At 41.0% G+C, this 19,362-nt stretch carries 18 protein-coding genes and 1 pseudogene; 6 read left to right on the top strand and 13 right to left on the bottom strand.

From position 1 onward, the window contains the following. Positions 1–46 precede the first annotated feature (46 nt). Entirely contained in the window at positions 47–967 is a 921-nt protein-coding gene (locus tag ABJD71_RS17320; protein ID WP_348172414.1) for a hypothetical protein, read from the top strand. A gap of 23 nt (positions 968–990) precedes the next feature. On the opposite strand, the gene ubiB is transcribed toward ABJD71_RS17320, so the two are convergent. From ubiB to ubiE, 3 genes are read right to left on the bottom strand one after another with little or no spacing between them, the layout of a single operon-like run. After that, positions 991–2,616, bottom strand: a complete 1,626-nt coding sequence (gene ubiB, locus ABJD71_RS17315; protein ID WP_348172411.1) for a ubiquinone biosynthesis regulatory protein kinase UbiB — start codon at positions 2,614–2,616, stop codon at positions 991–993. A gap of 9 nt (positions 2,617–2,625) precedes the next feature. After that, positions 2,626–3,261, bottom strand: coding sequence for an SCP2 sterol-binding domain-containing protein (locus tag ABJD71_RS17310; protein WP_348172408.1), 636 nt, complete (start codon positions 3,259–3,261; stop codon positions 2,626–2,628). A gap of 2 nt (positions 3,262–3,263) precedes the next feature. Further along, the gene (ubiE, locus tag ABJD71_RS17305; protein WP_348172405.1) at positions 3,264–4,067 is read right to left on the bottom strand and encodes a bifunctional demethylmenaquinone methyltransferase/2-methoxy-6-polyprenyl-1,4-benzoquinol methylase UbiE; all 804 of its coding nucleotides are present in this window, start codon (positions 4,065–4,067) and stop codon (positions 3,264–3,266) included. Positions 4,068–4,211: 144 nt separating this feature from the next. Here ubiE and ABJD71_RS17300 point away from each other — a divergent pair, with 144 nt between their 5' ends. After that, entirely contained in the window at positions 4,212–6,557 is a 2,346-nt protein-coding gene (locus ABJD71_RS17300) for a TonB-dependent receptor (protein WP_348172402.1), read from the top strand. Positions 6,558–6,772: 215 nt separating this feature from the next. Here the strand turns inward: ABJD71_RS17300 and ABJD71_RS17295 are convergent, their stop codons facing one another. From ABJD71_RS17295 to prlC, 6 genes are all read right to left on the bottom strand, one after another. Beyond that, entirely contained in the window at positions 6,773–7,231 is a 459-nt protein-coding gene (locus ABJD71_RS17295) for a DUF4262 domain-containing protein (RefSeq protein ID WP_348172399.1), read from the bottom strand. 64 nt (positions 7,232–7,295) lie between these two features. Then, positions 7,296–7,712: a UPF0158 family protein gene (locus tag ABJD71_RS17290; protein ID WP_348172397.1), complete on the bottom strand. Its 417-nt coding sequence runs from the start codon at positions 7,710–7,712 to the stop codon at positions 7,296–7,298. 84 nt (positions 7,713–7,796) lie between these two features. Further along, on the bottom strand, positions 7,797–8,234 hold the full coding sequence (locus tag ABJD71_RS17285) for a DUF695 domain-containing protein (protein WP_348172394.1): 438 nt from the start codon (positions 8,232–8,234) through the stop codon (positions 7,797–7,799). Between the two features lie 159 nt (positions 8,235–8,393). Further along, positions 8,394–9,041, bottom strand: coding sequence for a hypothetical protein (locus ABJD71_RS17280; RefSeq protein WP_348172391.1), 648 nt, complete (start codon positions 9,039–9,041; stop codon positions 8,394–8,396). A 380-nt stretch (positions 9,042–9,421) separates the two neighbouring features. Beyond that, entirely contained in the window at positions 9,422–10,111 is a 690-nt protein-coding gene (locus ABJD71_RS17275) for a DNA-3-methyladenine glycosylase I (RefSeq protein ID WP_348172388.1), read from the bottom strand. Positions 10,112–10,217: 106 nt separating this feature from the next. Further along, on the bottom strand, positions 10,218–12,257 hold the full coding sequence (gene prlC / locus ABJD71_RS17270) for an oligopeptidase A (protein ID WP_348172385.1): 2,040 nt from the start codon (positions 12,255–12,257) through the stop codon (positions 10,218–10,220). 244 nt (positions 12,258–12,501) lie between these two features. Between prlC and gorA the strand changes: the two genes are divergently transcribed. Then, on the top strand, positions 12,502–13,848 hold the full coding sequence (gorA, locus tag ABJD71_RS17265; RefSeq protein ID WP_348172382.1) for a glutathione-disulfide reductase: 1,347 nt from the start codon (positions 12,502–12,504) through the stop codon (positions 13,846–13,848). A 423-nt stretch (positions 13,849–14,271) separates the two neighbouring features. On the opposite strand, the gene ABJD71_RS17260 is transcribed toward gorA, so the two are convergent. After that, positions 14,272–14,463, bottom strand: coding sequence for a hypothetical protein (locus tag ABJD71_RS17260; RefSeq protein ID WP_348172379.1), 192 nt, complete (start codon positions 14,461–14,463; stop codon positions 14,272–14,274). A gap of 122 nt (positions 14,464–14,585) precedes the next feature. Here ABJD71_RS17260 and ABJD71_RS17255 point away from each other — a divergent pair, with 122 nt between their 5' ends. Then, positions 14,586–15,767, top strand: a complete 1,182-nt coding sequence (locus ABJD71_RS17255) for a Fic family protein (RefSeq protein WP_348172376.1) — start codon at positions 14,586–14,588, stop codon at positions 15,765–15,767. Between the two features lie 31 nt (positions 15,768–15,798). On the opposite strand, the gene ABJD71_RS17250 is transcribed toward ABJD71_RS17255, so the two are convergent. After that, entirely contained in the window at positions 15,799–16,995 is a 1,197-nt protein-coding gene (locus ABJD71_RS17250; RefSeq protein WP_348172373.1) for a serine hydrolase, read from the bottom strand. Between the two features lie 99 nt (positions 16,996–17,094). Between ABJD71_RS17250 and ABJD71_RS17245 the strand changes: the two are divergent. Further along, positions 17,095–17,481, top strand: a pseudogene (locus ABJD71_RS17245) (ribonuclease E inhibitor RraB). 245 nt (positions 17,482–17,726) lie between these two features. Then, positions 17,727–18,377: a peroxiredoxin-like family protein gene (locus ABJD71_RS17240; RefSeq protein ID WP_348172370.1), complete on the top strand. Its 651-nt coding sequence runs from the start codon at positions 17,727–17,729 to the stop codon at positions 18,375–18,377. Between the two features lie 71 nt (positions 18,378–18,448). Here the strand turns inward: ABJD71_RS17240 and ABJD71_RS17235 are convergent, their stop codons facing one another. After that, entirely contained in the window at positions 18,449–18,781 is a 333-nt protein-coding gene (locus ABJD71_RS17235) for a hypothetical protein (RefSeq protein WP_348172367.1), read from the bottom strand. A 53-nt stretch (positions 18,782–18,834) separates the two neighbouring features. Continuing rightward, the gene (locus ABJD71_RS17230) at positions 18,835–19,266 is read right to left on the bottom strand and encodes a hypothetical protein (protein ID WP_348172364.1); all 432 of its coding nucleotides are present in this window, start codon (positions 19,264–19,266) and stop codon (positions 18,835–18,837) included. Positions 19,267–19,362 lie beyond the last annotated feature (96 nt).

The following is a 19,362-nucleotide window of genomic DNA, read 5'->3' as shown; positions in this document are numbered from 1 at the left end:
ATTAACCTTTCAGTCACATAGTGTAAATTTTGTATTGAGAGAAGGTGTGATTAAAAATACTGTCATTGTTTTCATTTTTGCCTTAGTTGGCCATGGTGTTTGCGCTGAGGAGCAGGTTGAACCTTACCCTTGGTTAGATACTATGCATCAAAGCATAACGTCTTCGGTTAACGAAAGCGTTTTATGGTTTGATGACTTTTTCGCTTTAGAAGGTTTTGATACTAAAGAGAAAGCTAATGGAGAGACGCGAATTAGACTTGGCTGGGAACCCAGAAGCCGAGATTTTAGTGAGGTGAAAGCAAGGTTTAAATTAAGAGTTAAATTACCCAATCTCAAAAATCGTGTAGATGTTGTTCTGTCTGACTATGACGATGAGTCCCCAGACGATAACCTGTTAAGTGACGTAAACAATAACATTCGAGAACGACATCGAGTTAGCTTAGCTTTGCGTTGGCAGCGAACCCCAGGTAGTGGTTTAGCCTACCGAATTGGTATAGGTCGCAGGCTACAGGTTTTTGCAAAAAGCACGTTTCGAAACTCAGTGCCAATCTCTGATAAAGCAAGTTTGCGGTGGGAAACATCAGCATATTTATATAGCCGTGATGGTCTAGGCGCTGATTTTGCTTGGCAGTATGCTTATAAAGCAACCGAAAAGTCTATGTTCAGATTTAACAATCATTATTACTACAGAGATAGTAGCAATGATTGGCGTTGGTTGCATAGCTTGCAAAAACTAACTCAGTTTAGTGAACATAATGCTCTTATTACGGGAGTTTATGTTGAAGGTTTGAGTCGCCCTAACTATCGAGTTGAAGAATACTTAGTGAGTACCCGCTGGCGTAAAAATGCCTTAAGAAGCTGGCTATTCTATGAGGTGGAGCCCTTTATAGTATGGCGTCGAGACGAACACTTTTCTGCTTCTTATGGGCTAGCTTTAAGAGTCGAAGGCTTTTTTGGTAAGCCTTAAATGCTATAGCATTCGGTCGTGCGTTATTTAATTCGCCAAGCTATTACCCAACTAATCAACCCTGCTACAACACAACATAAGCTTGGCAACCAGTACTCTACATAAATTGGCAATAATACTGCACTTAAAATTAAGGTCGAACCTACTGTCATAAGTTGTGAGCTAGCGTGTTGCCGTTTTAATGTGGTTTGTTGACGTTCGAATTGTTGCCTTTGCTGTTCGGGTAGCGTTTTTACTTGTTTTAGAGAATCATAAACTAGGTCTGGCATTTCTGGCATTTTTTCTGACCAGAAAGGTAAGTTAGTAGATATCTTTTGATACATGGCTTTAACGCCAATTTGCTCTTTCATCCAGTTTTCTAAAAATGGCTTTGCCGTTTGCCAGAGATCGAGTTGTGGGTATAGCTGACGTCCTAAGCCCTCTATGTATAACAAGGTTTTTTGCAATAACACCAGTTGCGGCTGAATGATCATATTAAAGCGACGGGCGGTATTAAATAGTTGCAGCAATACATTGCTAAACTCGATTTCGGCTAAAGGTTTTTGAAAAATAGGCTCACATACTTTTCGTATCGACGCTTCAAAATCATCAATGTCTGTGTCAGACGGAACCCATCCAGAGTCTACGTGTAACTGGGCAACTTTACGGTAATTACGATTAAAAAAGGCAATGAAGTTTTCGGCCAAGTAACGTTTATCTTCACTATTTAAAGTGCCCACTATGCCAAAATCTATGGTGATGTATTGTGGGTCGTCTGGGTTAACCGTAGATACAAATATATTACCTGGGTGCATGTCTGCATGGAAAAAACTATCGCGAAATACCTGAGTAAAAAATACTTCAACCCCTCGTTCTGCCAAGCGTTTCATATTGGTATTACGGTCTCTAAGCTGCTCAATATCAGATATAGGTGTGCCGTAAATACGTTCCATAACCATCACACTTTTGCGGCTGTAGTCGCCATAAATGGTAGGCACATATAAAGCGGGTGAATTTTCAAAATTCACCTTAAACTGAATGCCATTAGCGGCCTCATGCATCAAGTCTAACTCATCAATTATGGTACGTTCGTATTCTGCAATCACTTCAACTGGGCGCAAACGTTTACCATCAGGTAACAGTTTTTGAACCACTGATGCTGCGGTTTGCATCAGCTCAATATCAGATAGGATAAGTGATTTGATATTAGGCCGAATAACCTTTACTACCACATCTTTATCGCCTTCTTTTAATCTAGCGGCATGGACTTGAGCAATAGATGCAGATGCCAAAGGTTTGCTCTCGAAAGAGCTGAATATTTCGCTGACATCTATAATGCCTAGTGACTGGCAGATAATGTTTTGGGCTATATCGCTATCAAATGGTTGTACTTGGTCTTGTAAAATGGTTAGTTCGTTGGCTATGTCATCGGCCAATAAGTCTTTGCGAGTCGATAACATTTGTCCAAACTTGATGAATACTGGCCCTAAGGTTTGTAAGGCAAGTCGAACTCTAACCCCTTGTGATTTCTCCGGGTGTTTGTTTCGCAGCCAAAACAAACTAGCTCGGCATAACTTGGCGTACCAAGGTAGCCATTTTCGGGGTATCAACTCATCTAAGCCATGCTCTAACATAACTTTATTGATTTTATAAAAACGTAAAATTCTCACCTTGGTGATTTATCCTTTGGAGTCAGCTTGAGCCTGTTCGAGTCTTTGTAGTCTTGCTAGTAAGCGCTCCGTATCACTACGTAAATCGCCCACTTGGTCACTGAATAAGGCCATTTCTATAGGTTTTACGGCTATCGCATCTGCTTGGGTCATACGGTCGCCAATATTTGTAGCGGCTTTTTCAAGTTCTTGTTTAGCTTGTGATAATAGTGACTTAGCACTGCTAAAAGTTTGATGGGCTACTACATCGCCCGTGTACTTTGATAGCTGCTCTTCCCAATCAATGTCTAACTCTTTAATTAAGTCACCAAAAGTTTGTGCAATATAGATATCACCAATAAGCGACAACTTCTTTTGCTGAATAAGCTGGGTTAACTGGCTGCTATCTTGTAGTTTGGGAAGGGTGTTAAGGTCTAGTTCTATCAAGCAGTCTGGGGCTTGATTATGTTCGTTGCTTTCAACTACCGCGCCCACCTCAACTTGTTCAGAAAAGCTAAATAATAATGGAAAGGGTAACTCTTTTACTGAGACCTGAAGTGACTTTCCATTTAACTTGGCTAATCGGGCTTGGCTATCAGTGTCGAGGTTTAGCAACTGATTAAACCCTAGTTCAATCCCTGATGTAAGTAGCTGTGCAATAGGCATAATTAAAACTTAAAACCACGGTGTAGAGCGACGATCCCACCTGTTAAATTAGTATAAGTGGTTTGTTCAAACCCTACATTTTCCATCATTTCTTTTAATACGTCTTGCTCTGGGTGCATACGAATCGACTCTGCCAAATATTGGTAACTATCTGCATCATTTGCTACAAGTTGCCCAATTTTAGGCAGCAAATGAAAAGAATACATATCGTAGGCTTTGTTGAGCATGTCGTGGGTAGGTTTAGAAAACTCTAACACTAATAATCTGCCGCCGGGTTTCAGTACGCGGTACATAGACGCTAATGCTTTATCTTTATCGGTTACGTTTCTTAGGCCAAACGCTATGGTGATGATGTCAAAGCTATTGTCAGGAAAAGGCAACTCTTCGGCATTGGCTTGCACATATTCAACGTTACCCACTATGCCTTTGTCTCTGAGCTTTTCGCGGCCAACTTTGAGCATGGCATCGTTAATATCAGCTAAAACCACTTGCCCTGATTCGCCAACTATTCGTGAAAATTTAGCAGTTAAATCACCGGTGCCACCTGCTAAGTCCAACACCTTGTGACCCGTTCTAACACCACTGCAATCAATGGTGTAACGTTTCCATAATCTATGAATACCCAAAGACATCACATCATTCATAATGTCATATTTTGCGGCCACCGATTGAAACACGTCTTTCACCATATTCACTTTTTGGTCGGTATCAACCTGTTTAAAACCAAAGTGAGTCGTATCGGATAACGCCTCGATGGGAGCGGTCTCGTCATTAATTTGTGTGGCTTCGGGGCTTTGGGGACTCATAGCGTTTCCTTTAAAATAATCACTGGTTATTCTACCTAATAAATCACCAAGCCAACAGAAAAAATGGCAGTCAGAAAAGATAGATTGTAATAAAACTTAGGCTCGTGGGGTCTTTAAACTCGAATCAATATCGTGAGGATCAACATGTCTACTAGACTACGCAGCATGAGCATAATAATCAGCCTAACAACGGCCTTTGCTGTCTCAGCCCAAAACTCAAATAATGAGTTAGAACATATAACCGTAAATGGACAGCCGACATCATCGTTAATTCTGTCTCCCAAAGACTCGATAATAGATGGGCCATTTGGAAAAAATAAGCAAATAACAGAAATTTCAAGAACCCTCACCTCTATATCTGAAGACATGCTTGAGCAATTATCGATTGATGATTTACAAGATGTGCTTGTACTTGTACCTAATACCTATGCAGCTAGTGGGTTTGGTGCGCCTAGTTTGCCAACTATTCGTGGGCAGTTAGGTGAAGTATTTCAAGAAGGGCTGAGGCGACAAGGCGGCAACAATGGTTTTGGTATTCCTTTGTCGTTTAACAGCGTAGGGCAAATAGACATAGTGAAAGGTGCTCCTTCAGTGTTGCTTGGTACAACCCAGCGTAACGGTGGGTTTGTGAACTTAAACAACAAAACGGCCACTCTAACGGGAAGCGATGTTAGCTTACTAGTAAGTGCTGGCAGTTGGGATCACTACCGTGGTCAGTTAGATATAGATAAAGCAATTGAGGAAGGTAAAAGTGGATTTCGTGCCAGCATTGAGCTAATCGACAACGGCAGTTTTTACGATTTTAGCGCTTACCAAAGTGAAGATGTATATGTTGCATATCGTTTGTTACCAGACGCTAAGTCTAGCTGGGATGTAAGCTTCGAATACTACAATGTGGACTTTACCGACAACGCCGGTATTAACCGCCCCACCCAAAATTTAATAGACCATGGTTTGTATATAACAGGGCAGGGCGTGCAACCTAATGGTTCAGAAGTACCCGGTGCCTTTGCCGTGGTATCGCCAACAGGTGAAGTACCGATTTCGCGAAGTACAGTGTTGACCGATCCTGACAATATAAATAATGTACAAACATACTTGTTTCATAGCACCTACGAACGCCAACTTAATAGCATACACAGCTTAACGAATCGTAGTTATTTTCAATATTTAGACCGAGAAGAAATTGCCCAAAATAGCTTTGTGGAAATTATAGATGGCGCAAAAACTGCACAAAACAGAATCGAAATAAATTCTATCTGGAATCCGCAACAGCAAACTACTTGGGGATTTGATATTCGTTATAACGATGTGGTGGGCTACAGTCAGTTCACAACAGAAGCCGATTTACCCATTGATCTATTAGGCACCCTAGCGCAGCGCCGTATTCCATTAACCGAAGCCCAAGAAGCCCGCTTAGTTGAATTGCGCCCAGGGGTGTTTGTTTCGCCTGGGGCCAATTATGATGTAGATGGTGATGGTATTAACGACTTTTCAACCTCTGATACCACCGATTCCACTACTTGGCAAAGTGGTATTTTTGTTGAGCAGCAAAGTGATTGGACCGAGCGCTTTAGCACTAATGCAGGCGTGCGTGCAGACTATTACGACGTCGCGGCCCAAGATGCTCTAGCGCCACAAGGGCAAATTGCCGCTCGTGATACTTATAATACTTGGCTGTACTCAGGCTCCCTAAGTGCTAATTTTAAGTTGCAAGATGACTTAGTGACTTACACTAGTTACAGCTACAGCGAAGCCACCTCTAACAGCATCGCTGGTGGCACAGCATTGGGCGCTAACAACCAAATTAACCCACTAAACTTTGAAACAGTCAATGAGCTGTTTGAAGTAGGTATTAAATATGCGCCTTCCCAAAAGCCTTGGTATGCAGATGCCTCAATTTTTGAACAAACCCGTAGTCTACGTAACAGAGACGGCAGTAACTCAGGGATTGTGGCAAAAGGGTTTGAAGGGCAAGTGGTGTACCAAGGGCAAAAACTTTGGGCTACTTTAGGTTATAGCTATTTAGATGCACGCTACGACGACTCGGCTAGTTTTCAAGATTCACAACAAGTGGCTGACGCCTTTGATAACTCACGACCAGACATTATTGTAGGCACAGGTATAGGCGCGCCTAACTTTGCTGGCTTTGAACCGTCTAATCAAAGAGTGCAGGGCATACCAGAACAAACAGTATCGATGAATGCAGGGTGGATGATCTCTGAAAACTGGGACGTTTCAGCCTCGGCAATTTATAGCAAAAGCTACCCGCTAGATTACTTGGCTACTGTGCTAATACGTGATCAAATTACTATAAACGCCAATACAACTGTGGCATTAAGTCAACATGCTAAGTTACGTTTCGAAGTTCAAAATTTAACGGATGAAAAAAACTGGCGACCAGTGTTTGAAGGTGGTTACTTTGGCTCTACCTTGGTATTCCCAGAATTACCCAGAAGTGTGCAAGTTACCTATCGTCATAACTTCTAAGCGGTTAATTGAATTAGGTGATAGGTTGGTCATAGCTCAATTAGTCTTCATGCAATCTTAAAAGATTACAGGGCGCAAGTAGCTTTTAATACGCTACTTCGTTCTAAACTAACTTATTGCCTTGTTAACTGCTTGCCCTCTTAATATTAAAAGAAGAATAACCAGTTAAACCTTCAAGTAAACACCTAATAGATATTACATACACTGTTTAGAGTTCACCATGCTGATACGTGCTGAAAACTTGGTTGAAGAGACTTAAAACTTTCTGGTGCATCCTTTTCCCACGGCCAAACACCGTTCACAGTAGGAAATACTAGTTGTAACACTGGGTAATCAGTTCCTTTGTATAACCAATTACATGAAAGCATATGTTCTTCTTTGTACTTTTCCGCAACAGGTTTAAAGCAAACTTCAAAACCATCAAGGAACCCCTCATAAAAATCCCCTACAGAAAAGTTTTCATCATTTTGGATTCGGCTATTATATTCATTTGCAATCCATGATGCTAAGTCGTTTCTAAGACCAAGTATGATCAATTCAGGCTTCTTTGTTTGCCTGGTGATACCTGTCGTATATGTAAAATTAGGATCGTCTTCTTTTGGGTCAAATACAGAAGTAACATGACATCCATATTCTTCTATATTTTTCATTATCTCTATTTCAGCTTGGTTCATATAAACGCTTGTGATTCCTTAGATTTAACATATACGCCTTTGCGGTGGGGTTCTGCAAAGTTCGTTACGTGTCGCTGTTAATTTTAATATTATTATCTTTACACCATTGAATAGTCGCTCGTTTTAACGCAGCCTCCTCGTACGTATACCAATCTTCTAGCTTTCCTTTTGATTCTAACAGCGACTTAAATTTTGCGTATGCGCCGCGGCGGCTAAAAATATCGTATCCAAGTTCCAATTTTTCGGGGATCAACTCGGCAATAAAACTCAGGGCCAATCGCTTACTTAATCCTAAATCCTGTTTGCTGGGTAACATAAGATATCTATTACTCTCATAGAGGTCATCTGGTATCGGTTCTTCCACAGCATCACCAACATAATAAATTTTGCCAGTATCTAAATTGACATACGCCTCATGGTCTCCCAATCCAGAAGAAGAGAATTCAATTGCCCACTCAATGTCATCTAATTTTGCTGCCATAACCTTCTCTTAGACATATAGTGATTTGCATATGAGGTGCGGCTTGTTCGCGTTTCATGCATAGTTGATTTGTTAGGTGCACTTTTACTCACAGATTTCATATACTTTTTTTAGCTCTGTCCACTCAGTGTCTTCGCACACTTGTAATTCGATTGGAAATTTATCGTGTTTCGATAGCGCACTATTTATTATTTCTCCTACTTTTTCAATGTTACCGGTATAGAAATGCCATTCGCGGGTGCCCGCATTTGTGTAGGAATAAACAAATATTGCTAATCGATCGACATCTAAGGGATCGACGATTGCATCTTCAAAAATTTTCATTTCATCTAGTTGGGTGTTGCTAGGCAACCCAGAGTCATTCGTCTGTTTATAATCCCAAAATATAACAAGCCGTTGAGGATAGTTAGGAGAGCCGATAAGTTGTCTTAACTCTGTTCTATAGCGGATAAGGCTAGGTTTTCCATTAGCTTTGCCTTCAGCAATGTTCCATGCGTCTGAATCCGCGGGTTTGATTTCCATTATGTTTCCTTAGTATAGATGTTAGTACTATTCCTTACATTTGAAGGTCCTTGTTTTTTGAATCTGTGGCGTTGATTACAAACATTTATATAGTTTGCAAGGATCAAATTTGCGTGAAGGCTCTCCATATATGTCTAAATAAGTTTTCCGACTAAACAGTTAGGTGTGATTGCTAAATACTACCTCAAGTTCGGGTAGCTTTATTCGCTTGCGAGATTGCATTATTGCGTCCTGTATAGCAAGCCGCTGTTCATCTGGTTTTAGGTTCAACAATAATTGTGCAAAATCCTTTACTGAATTAGCCCAATCCCTGTTATCGTTGCATTGCATAACATTTTCTAAGTGGTTTTTTGCATTTGGAGTATCCGAAGCGTATAAACACGCCATGCCTTTATGTAGGCAAGTCCAAATGTTCTGCTTGTCATCAATGGTGTTCTTTAATACAAACTCTTTTGCAAGCTCAGGAGATGACATTGAATGACGGTGGGTTAAGGCTTTATCTTTTGCTTTTTCAGCCAACTTAATTGCTTTTTTTAAAAACGTGTCTTCATCTTTAAATTCAACGAACGAGCTTTCTCTATAACCAATATCGAATGACAGGTGGTCTTTCGGGTACCAAAGCCAAGATATTCCCACGTTTAAATATGTACCTTTGGACCAACTCGATGGCTGAAACTCAATCATGGTGAGCCACCATTTGTTATCGTCCAGCCAAATTCTTGATTGCCCTTTTCTAACTAACCCAGCAGGCTTCAATACTTCCCTAGCGGCTTTATTGATTAGTTTACTATGTATTGGCGTCGCCATTGTTTCCTCTTGGCACCTGAAAGTATATTAGTCGGATCTCACTTGCCCCGACTGGAGTGACGATATATGTCCCTTTAATTAATTTATAGATTCTCAGTATCCATCCATAGAAAATCATCATTAACTTTTACTAACTGAAAGTTCATTTTTCCAGAAACAGGATATATTCCAGTTTGGCTTTGGGAGCACTGTCCAATATAAACCACCAAATGAAGCCTATGGATATTGTTAGCATTAACAAAAATATTTTCATGACAACTCCCATTGATTTATAACTCCAAACCAATTTTCTCGTATACATTTTACCAAGACGCCCAAGATAAAATACTTAAAAGAGTACGTCCATTTTATTATCCACTGACACCTATGCTAGCCGCTTACTAGAGAATATTATCCCCAACACTTCTGGATATGATTAAGCTTAATTCTTGTAACGAGCGTCCGCTTTGTTGTTGTAACTCGTTAAAGGATTGTTGTATTGCGGTAAGTGAGCGTTTTGATTGAGCAGAGCCTGAAATTATACCTCTTTGGGTAAAGTAGCCCACAATATCGTTGGTGAGTAAGAAGGTATCTTTACCAATGGCCCGCAAACCGTAGGGTCCAGTGTTGCCGCCTAATCTAGCGCCGTTCTTTTTGAGAAAAGCCCATAAACCAATGATGTCATCGCTGGGCCAGTCAGCCACAAACTTAGCAAAGCTGCCGTGCTCGCGGGCCACAGCGTCAATCATTTGCGCATTGTCGCGTATGGTTTTCACCTTAGTGAAGTTGCGAATAATGCTGGGGTCAGCTGCTTTTTGTTCTAGCATTTCGTCAGGTATTAATAAGATTTTTTCGATCGCGAACCCAAAAAACATGCGCTCAAAATCAGGCCATTTGTTTCTGACCACACGCCACACAAATCCAGACTGAAATACCTTTTGGGTAAACTCTGCTAAAAAACGGTCGTCACCAATTTGCTGTAATTCTGCTGGTTGTAAAGGTTTACCTAACATAGCTTCTAGTACTTTAGGGCCACCTTTTCGCTCACAAGCTCGCTGGTATATGTCTTTAAATTTTTCTAAATTTTCCATGGTGTGCTTAACATCTGTTGGGCGGTAACTGGGTATACGCCACGCGCTAATTTTAAGTTTACAGCGTGGCGCACGTTAGTATTTTTAGTTTGGGGGGCAAACTAAATTATGCAGCAATGCCTGAGTGACGTAACAGTGCATCAACTTCGGGCTCGCGGCCTCTAAAGGCAACAAACAACTCCATAGGCTCTTTACTGCCACCCATTTCGAGTATGTTTTGTAAAAAGTCTTGTCCGGTTTGAGGGTTAAAAATACCTTCTTCTTCGAAGCGGCTAAAGGCATCTGACGACAATACCTCAGCCCACTTATAGCTGTAGTAACCTGCGGCATATCCACCTGCAAATATGTGCCCAAAGCTGTTTTGAAAGCGATTAAAGCTAGGGGGAGTCAATACTGCCACTTGTTCGCGAACTTGATCTAACCAGGCCTGTACATTGGTTTGTTCTGCATCGATAAAGTTTTCGTGCAGACTAAAATCAAAAATACTAAATTCTAATTGTCTTAACATCTGCATAGCTGACTGGAAGTTACGGGCAGCTAACATATTGTCTAATAAGGTTTGTGGTAATGGCTCGCCAGTTTCATAGTGGCCAGAGATAAAGCTTAGAGCTTCTGGCTGCCAGCACCAGTTTTCTAAAAACTGACTAGGTAGCTCTACTGCGTCCCATGCCACACCGTTAATGCCTGATACGCCACCCACGTTGATTTTGGTTAGCATGTGATGAATGCCATGACCAAATTCGTGGAATAAGGTTACGACTTCATCGTGGGTAAATAGGGCTGGTTTGTCACCTACTGGGCCACTAAAGTTACAGGTTAGGTAGGCCACAGGAAACTGCTGAGTACCGTCTAATTTTTGTCTGCGTACTTGGCATTCATCCATCCATGCACCGCCGCGCTTTTTCTCACGGGCGTATAAATCTAAGTAAAAGCTACCTCTTAATTCACCAGACTCGTCTTTGATATCGTAAAAGCGTACGTCTTTGTGCCACGTGTCAACGCCTTCTCGCTCAGTAACAGTTAACTTGTAAAGCCTTGAAATAACTTCGAACAAGCCTTTTACCACTGTGTCTTGGGGGAAGTACGGTCGTAATTGTTCGTCAGATATTTTGTAGGTTTGCTCTTTTAGTTTTTCACTGTAGTAAGCAAAATCCCAAGCTTGTAAATCTGATGCTTGAAAATGCTCTTGGGCATAACTTGTCAGCGTATCAATATCTTGCTGTGCTTGTGGTTTAGAGCGATTGGCTAAATCGATCAAAAAGCCATTAACTTGCTCGCTAGAGTTGGCCATTTTGCTGGCTAATGAGTATTCAGCAAAGTGTTTAAAGCCTAGTAGTTTTGCAAGTTCTTGGCGTAACGTTAGGGTTTCGTTAATGATTTCGGTGTTGTCCCATTTGCCGGCATTTGGACCTTGCTCTGATGCCCTTGAGGTATAAGCTCGGTACATTTCTTCACGGAGCTGGCGATTATCAGCGTAGGTTAAAACCGGTAAATAACTGGGAATATCCAATGTAAATACCCAGCCATCAAGCTCTTTGCTTTGTGCCAATTGTTTAGCCGCGCCTAAAGCTGACTCTGGTAAACCTGCTAGATCTGCTTGGTCTGTGATATGTTTTTGCCAGCCTAAGGTAGCATCCATAACATTGTTGCTAAAGGTCGAGCCTAAATCAGATAAGCGACTTTTCACTTCGGCATAACGGGCTTTTTTCTCATCATCTAAGGCTACCCCAGACAATTTAAAATCACGTATCGCTTGGGTAATGACTTTTTGCTGGGCTTCTGACAAATCAGCAAATGCAGTACTGGCTTCAATTTCACAGTAGGCATTATATAAATCTGCATTTTGTCCTACCCAAGTACCGTATTCTGACAATGCAGGTAAGCAGGCATCGTGAGCTTCGCGAAGTGCATCATTGCTGACCACTGAGTTCATGTGTGACACAGGTGACCACTTTCGACTTAGCTGGTCGTCAATTTCTTCGATGGGAGCCACTAAGCTTTCCCAGCTATAATTTTGTTTGCTTAATAACTCAGAAATTTTAGTTTTACAGGCTGCTATCGCGTCTTCGATGGCAGGTTGAATGTGCTCAGGTTTAATGGCAGAAAATTGAGGCAGGCCAGATAAATCGTTAATTGGGTTCGTCATAAAAAACACCTTTTTACGTTAAGTTACTTTCAAAGGTTGGGTTGATAACAGTAAATCTCAATAGTAGTCCCATGATACCAGTAGAATTTTTTAACTCTGTGTAATTAATTTGTTTAAATTGGGTTCTTTTACATAATATGAATGCCTACATTCATTTTCTCGATTATATTAATTGAGAAAATGCGATGTTCTTTTTTGCAAATGGGCATTATCTTCTTATAACTATTTTTATTAAGGCAGACTTATGGCAGATTTCGATTTTATATGTATTGGTGGTGGCAGCGGTGGTATTGCATCAGCAAATCGCGCAGCCAAGCACGGCAAAAAGGCCGCTGTAATAGAAGCGGTTGCCATAGGTGGCACATGCGTTAACGTGGGCTGTGTACCCAAAAAGGTCATGTGGTTTGGTGCCCATGTAGCAGAAGCTATTAATTTATATGCTCCAGATTATGGCTTTGACGTAACGGTTAATAAATTTAATTGGAAAACCTTAGTAGATAGCCGTGAAGCTTATATCAAGCGAATTCATGGCAGTTACGGCGGTGGTTTTGAAAAAAATGGTGTCACCTTAATAAAAGGTTTCGCTACTTTTGTTGATAAAAACACTGTAGAAGTTGACGGCAAGCAATACACCGCTGATCACATATTAATTGCTACCGGCGGCCGCCCTGTTCAGCCTAATATTCCTGGTGCAGAGTTGGGTATAGACTCAAATGGCTTCTTTGAACTTGAAGAGCAACCTAAAAGGGCTGTAGTTGTAGGCGCGGGTTATATTGCTGTAGAGCTTGCAGGTGTAATGCATGCCCTTGGCACTAAAACAGATTTAGTGGTGCGTAAACATGCGCCATTACGTAACTTTGATACCATGTTGTCTGAGACGTTAGTAGAATTAATGGAACAAGATGGTCCTACGCTGCATACTCATGCAACCCCTACCCAAGTGCTTAAAAATGCTGACGGTTCGCTTACCATTGAATTTGCAAGCGGCGATAAAATCGAAACCGATTGTGTGATTTGGGCCATTGGCCGTGAACCTGCAACTGACAAAATTGGTTTAGACAAAATTGGCGTTGAGTTAACCGACCGTGGTTACATCAAGGTCGATAAATATCAAAATACTAATGTGCCAGGTGTATATGCAGTGGGCGACAACATTGGTTATGTTGAGCTAACGCCTGTTGCTGTTAAGTCAGGCCGCTTGTTATCAGAGCGTTTGTTTAATGGCCAAACTGATGCACACATGGATTACAGCTTAATACCTACAGTGGTATTTAGTCACCCGCCAATTGGCACTATGGGGCTAAGTGAAGCAGAAGCTAAAGCAGAATACGGTGAAGACAACATTACTGTCTTCAACTCAGGCTTTGCGGCTATGTATACGGCCGTTACTAAGCATCGCCAAATGACACGCATGAAGTTGATTTGTGCTGGCGACAACCAAAAAGTGGTAGGTATACACGGTATTGGTTTCGGTATGGATGAAATCTTACAAGGCTTTGGCGTAGCCATGAAAATGGGCGCAACCAAAGCAGACTTTGACGCTTGTGTGGCTATTCACCCAACGTCTGGTGAAGAATACGTCACTATGTAGATTTGCATTGAGTAAGCTTGAACTGGCGCTAAGCTAGTTGCTTACTCGGTGAGTTAAGACATTGATTAAAGGCCTCGCTATCGCGGGGCTTTTTTTCGCTGGCCGCTGGGCTTTTAAGCTTTAAGTTTCAAAGCTTAAAGATTTAGGGGCATCGCTTCGCGACTGGGTATTTACTGTTGTGAACAGAGCATGCGCTGCGCTTATTAAGATTATTCACTTCGTTCACTTATGTGCTTCGCACACTAAGAATTATTCACTTCGTTCACCGCAATCCATTGCGGGTTTTCAAACCTCATCCCTGAGGCTTGAGATACTTCTTTTCAAACGACAAAAGAAGTGTCCAAGAAAGTCTCTGCTCCGAACAAACCCCTAATCCATAAAATAATTGGCTTTAATGTCAGAACAGCAATAAGCCGCTCCAAGCTATAAAAGATTGCCTTGTCCAGATGTCCATATCTGGCCATCTGACAAGCCAATTAGTTTGTGGGGAATTTGTAGTCGAGGAACATCAAAAGCATATGCTTCGCACACAGAGAAAAGAATTTGTAGGTTGGGCTTAAGCCCATCAACTAACCCAGAAGTAATTATGACTAAAACCCTATTTACTTCCTGCATTTAATTTTACTTATATTAGTGTTTGAGCCGATTAAGGTGTATTATTCGGCTCATATATTGAGCCGAATATATATGGTTAATCGGCTCACTGGCTATTTAGGTGACTTGAGAAAGAGTGTTATATGTATATCTGGCAATCTCCGAACTGGACTAAGTTTACTTATCACAAAGCAAAGGTTGAGCCATTGCTGAAACAGGTATTGGATAATCAACGGCAACTTATTGGTAGGGCAGCTGACCTACCCGAGGAGTTAGATCTTCGGGCGCAAATGGATTCATTAATTCAAAGTGCCCTAAAAACCTCTGAGATTGAGGGTGAAATACTCAATGTAGGTTCTGTGCGTTCGTCAGTTGCACGGCATCTTGGGTTAGAAACGTCAGGCCTTACTCAATCTCAAAAAGATTTAGCCACAGAGCAAAGTGATAGCCTTATTACTTTATTAACCGATGCGACTTCGAATTTAGTTAAGCCGCTTACCCTTAAGCAATTGTGTGATTGGCAAAGCGCATTGTTTCCTAAAGCTGCTACCTTTCGGAATATCAAAACAGGGCAGTTAAGAGATGAAGCGCCAATGCAGGTTGTGTCGCAAACTCGTGGCCGAGAAGTCATTCATTTTGAAGCACCGTCAAGGGTGGAGTTATCGGATCAAATGACCCAATTTATTGATTGGTTTAATGCTTACCCACAAACCCAAGTAAACAGTGCTAGTGATAATATTATCAGGGCTGCTTTTGCACATTTATGGTTTATCACTTTGCATCCCTTTGAGGATGGTAATGGGCGTGTTACACGGGCATTGACTGATCGTGCTTTGGCTCAGAGTGAACAAACTAGTGTATGTTTTTATTCACTGAGTAGTGTAATTGAGCAAAACCGCAAAGGTTATTACGACATACTTGAGTCAACCCAAGGTTTGAAAACAGTTAGCCAAATCAAGAGTGGCCATGGTAATGATGTAACTGATTGGGTTATGTGGTTTTTAACGATTTTAAATCAAGCTATTGAGCAAGGGTTAAAACGTATCGACCGTGTTGTCAGTAAAACCCGTTTTTGGCAGCAGCATAGTCAGACAATATTAAGCGTTAGGCAAATTAAGGTGTTGAACCGTTTGCTTGATTCTAACGGTGAAGAGTTTGAGTTGGGCATTAATGCCCGAAAATATCAAAGCATTGCGGCTGTTAGTAAAGCGACTGCCACCCGTGACCTTAGTGATCTCCTTAGCAAAAACTGCCTTGTACAAGCAGCTGGTGGCGGGCGCTCTACTCGATATCTGTTAAATATTTACGATAAAGTTATTGTTTAGTTTTGTAAATTTCAAAAGGAATTTGTATTCACTAATTGTCTTCTGCATCTATAGATGCTCTTATTAGGTCAATAAAGTTAAAGCGTTTTTCATTTAATATGGGATCACTGGCGTGTAACCAATTACCGTTAAAAGCGATGACCAAATCATGTTTAGGATCAATAAAAATGGTTTGTCCAAAAATGCCTCTGGCGGTAAAGCTGCCATCATCAAATGTCCACCATTGATATCCATAACCTTTGTCATCTCGGCCTATATCGACTTGCTTATTTGTGGCTTTTGCCAACCAGTCATCGGGGAAAATCGATTCACCGTTTATGGCGCCTCCTTCTAAGATAAATAAGCCGTAACGTGCGTAATCACGTAAACTTGCTTGAATACAACAACCGGAAATTTCATAGCCGTCTGCACCTAATAACCAGCTTGCTTTATTTTCCATACCAAAGGGTTGCCAAATCTTTTCGGTAAGATAATCGGCCAGATTACGGCCTGTTGCTTGTTCAACTAAAATACCTATTAGGTTGGTTTCGCCAGTAGAGTAACTCCATTTTTCACCAGGTGGGTGGGCTCGTTTGAGTTGGCGCATGTAACTAACAATGGTAGGTAAACCATCTTCAGCTTGGTGCAAGTTAAATTGTGAAACGTCTGAGTTAGGATCAGTGTAGCTTTCGTTCCATGCTACGCCAGATGTCATTGTCAGTAATTGTTCAATTGTGACATCGTCATAGGCTGAGCCCTTTAGTCCAACAATGTATTGAGATACCTTGTCGTTAAGACTTGATATATGGCCTTCTTTTAGGGCAATACCCACTAAGCTTGACGTAAAAGATTTAGCCACTGAGAAACTAGTCCAACGCTTGTCTACAGAGTGCCCCAAACCGTATTTTTCGAAGCGTATTTTGCCTTTATGTAAAATTAATGCGCCAGATAAACTTTGTTCTTCAAAAAAGGCATTAATATCTTGGCTTAATGAAATGGCTTCTCCCTTTGGTAAAGGCCTCACGTTTTTACTGGGTGTGATGTCTCGTGATTTTACTAACCAAGGCAATTGATCGAGCAGCTTAAAGCCCTCGTCTCGTTGACTTTGGCTCCAAAAAAGAATTCTTGTATCTGTAGGTGGGTCGGACAAAAAGGCTCGCCAATCTGGGCCCACTGCCCACCAACTAACTGCTGCAACAATTAACAGTGTTAAAAAAACTCTGAGTGACCATTTTGTCCCTGCTTTCATGATAAGTCCCATTTAAATAAATTGGTGGAGTATTGTAGATCAAAGTAAATTGTCGTTTACCATTTTACATAGTGTTAGAAACTAAATTTTAGTCGTTTTATGATACGTATTATATTGTTCAGTCTCATGGTTTTATTTGTAATTGCTTGTGCACAACCAAGTGATTTTCCAAAAGATGTCAACGGACAAGTATTACAGCAATTTAAAGATAGCGGTGTTGATCTAGATAAAGAGTACGTAGTGGATTTTTGCCACTTGTTTGAAGATGAACAATCAGCAAAAAGTATGGCTAATGAGGTGGTAGAAAAATTCTTAGATGTATAAGTCGATATATTCGTAGACGAAGACTCAATATCGGTATGTGTATCCCGAAAAATGGTGCCCACCCACAAATCCATAACCATGGCTGAGTATGCTTTTGCCGGAATAGCGGATAAACACGGTGGCGTTAGTGATGGTTGGGGGTTTATGGTCGATTCACTTTAGGCCTAACTCAAATTTTTTTGGTTGGTACCTGAGCAATCCTTAAGATGGCTTAATGTTTTGATTGACTCTAAGTAGATTCGCTGACTCGAATTTTAAATCATTCTATAGCAATACAATATCAGCTTATAAGCCTCCCAATATAGAACTTTGGGTGGTCTTTGTAGTCAGACGCCTTAGTTTGAATTAGGTTCTCTAATTTCAAATCAGCCTCCAATTTTCCTTAAAATAAATGTTCAGGTTAACTAGTGACAAGTCTCAGAAGTCAAACAGATGCACAAATCGACAAAACCCGCCAAGGTAACCCTGAGTTCGCCCAAAAAGTAGATAAGCTTTTAGCAGATGCAGTAGCATTTAAACAAGGTGACAGTGCTTTAACAGTTGGTAGTAAAGCCCCAAGTTTTATTTTACCTGATGCAAATGGTGTTCTGGTAAAGTTTAGTGATTTGCTAGATAAAGGGGCTCTGGTTGTTACCTTTTACAGGGGCAGTTGGTGTCCTTATTGTAACTTGCAATTAAGAGCCTTGAGTCAGCGCTTAGCTGAATTACATGAGCTTATCGCCGAGCTGGTGGCAGTTAGTGCTCAGGTGCCAGATGAGTCATTAAGTGTTGTTGAAAAACAAGAGCTTACCTTCCCAGTTTTGTCTGATCAAGATGCCAAATTAGCCGAAGCCTTTGGTGTGGCATGGCAAGTGCCAGCAGTACTTACTGAGCACATGAAGAATGACCGCGGCCTAGATCTTGAAAAAATTAACAATGGTAATGGCAGTATTTTACCTATTCCTGCTACTTTTATTACTAATCAAGCGGGCGATATAGTGTGGCGCTTTGTAGATGTTGATTATCGCAACCGTTCTGAGCCAGACGATATTGTTGAGCAACTTAAAAGCCTCGGTTAAATCTATAGTTAATCCCCCTAAACTTGAAAATAGTCCATCACAGTAACCGACTATTTTCTAAACTTTAGCGCTTAAATCAGTTTGTCTTGCAAATGTTGTTTCATAAAGTTATTTGCTTTCCAGATATCAGTAATAGGCTGATGTGATTGGGGCTGTAAATGGGCATAAGGAAATGGACCAAACTCCGGTGTGATGGTGAAAGTTGATTGCTGGCGCTTTTTGGCGAAATCTATCACATTTTGCCATAGGTTCACGTGATTATTTACGTGATTTTCCCAGAGTGAGTCTTGTGGATCAGTCACCTGCGGCCCTTCTTCAAATCCCACTCGTGCATGAATATGATGCACATGAGGAAATATTTTTTCTAACCTAGCTAATTGATCCCCTAAGTCAGACTCGTGCACGACCATCCAGTGACTGATGTCTAAATTTAATTTTAATTCTGGTAGGGCAGAGACTATTTTTCAGTTTCAAATGTACTGAAGGTAGGTCTAAATCTGTGGGTTTCATGGGTAATGCTCACTTTGTATTTTTGCTCTAATTCTAAAGCGTGCTCAAACAGTTGTAGGTTGTCTTCTAAACTAAAAATATCTCTACCTGTGTGGCTGTTGATAAGTATAGGGTTAAACGATAGCGCTTGTTCTACTTGGGTTTCCATGCTTTTTAGGTGCTCTGCGACATTGTTACCTTCGGTTGCTATTCCTGTGATGATATTCAGAGAATAGTTGCGATGGGTAGCTAAGGTGAATTCAGCATCAAAGCCAAAAAATGGTAAAAATAATTCAGTGCCTTGGTATCCGTCTGCATGGGTTCGCTCTACTAAAGCTTTTAAGTCTTGTTCGTTAGTGCAGGGAGCTTCCCAGAATGATTTATGAAAATTCAGTTTCATGTATGTCTCGTGATCTCATGTATAGGGTGAGTGTGGTTTTCTTTAGAGGAGTAAAATAAAACTGCGATAAGCTTGTTTTACTATAATTAAGAGACA

The organism is Paraglaciecola sp. (assembly GCF_039943935.1).
Taxonomy (GTDB): Bacteria; Pseudomonadota; Gammaproteobacteria; order Enterobacterales; family Alteromonadaceae; genus Paraglaciecola.
Note: the sequence above shows the minus strand (reverse complement) of the source record. Positions and strands in the feature narration are given on the sequence as shown.

What these genes read in the sequence shown, in the direction of transcription:
- ABJD71_RS17310 (WP_348172408.1), bottom strand. Translation starts at nt 3,261, where the DNA reads ATGCCTATTGCACAGCTACTTACATCAGGGATTGAACTAGGGTTTAAT.
- ubiE (WP_348172405.1), bottom strand. Translation starts at nt 4,067, where the DNA reads ATGAGTCCCCAAAGCCCCGAAGCCACACAAATTAATGACGAGACCGCT.
- ABJD71_RS17300 (WP_348172402.1), top strand. Translation starts at nt 4,212, where the DNA reads ATGTCTACTAGACTACGCAGCATGAGCATAATAATCAGCCTAACAACG.
- ABJD71_RS17295 (WP_348172399.1), bottom strand. Translation starts at nt 7,231, where the DNA reads ATGAACCAAGCTGAAATAGAGATAATGAAAAATATAGAAGAATATGGA.
- ABJD71_RS17290 (WP_348172397.1), bottom strand. Translation starts at nt 7,712, where the DNA reads ATGGCAGCAAAATTAGATGACATTGAGTGGGCAATTGAATTCTCTTCT.
- ABJD71_RS17285 (WP_348172394.1), bottom strand. Translation starts at nt 8,234, where the DNA reads ATGGAAATCAAACCCGCGGATTCAGACGCATGGAACATTGCTGAAGGC.
- ABJD71_RS17280 (WP_348172391.1), bottom strand. Translation starts at nt 9,041, where the DNA reads ATGGCGACGCCAATACATAGTAAACTAATCAATAAAGCCGCTAGGGAA.
- ABJD71_RS17275 (WP_348172388.1), bottom strand. Translation starts at nt 10,111, where the DNA reads ATGGAAAATTTAGAAAAATTTAAAGACATATACCAGCGAGCTTGTGAG.
- prlC (WP_348172385.1), bottom strand. Translation starts at nt 12,257, where the DNA reads ATGACGAACCCAATTAACGATTTATCTGGCCTGCCTCAATTTTCTGCC.
- gorA (WP_348172382.1), top strand. Translation starts at nt 12,502, where the DNA reads ATGGCAGATTTCGATTTTATATGTATTGGTGGTGGCAGCGGTGGTATT.
- ABJD71_RS17260 (WP_348172379.1), bottom strand. Translation starts at nt 14,463, where the DNA reads ATGCAGGAAGTAAATAGGGTTTTAGTCATAATTACTTCTGGGTTAGTT.
- ABJD71_RS17255 (WP_348172376.1), top strand. Translation starts at nt 14,586, where the DNA reads ATGTATATCTGGCAATCTCCGAACTGGACTAAGTTTACTTATCACAAA.
- ABJD71_RS17250 (WP_348172373.1), bottom strand. Translation starts at nt 16,995, where the DNA reads ATGAAAGCAGGGACAAAATGGTCACTCAGAGTTTTTTTAACACTGTTA.
- ABJD71_RS17230 (WP_348172364.1), bottom strand. Translation starts at nt 19,266, where the DNA reads ATGAAACTGAATTTTCATAAATCATTCTGGGAAGCTCCCTGCACTAAC.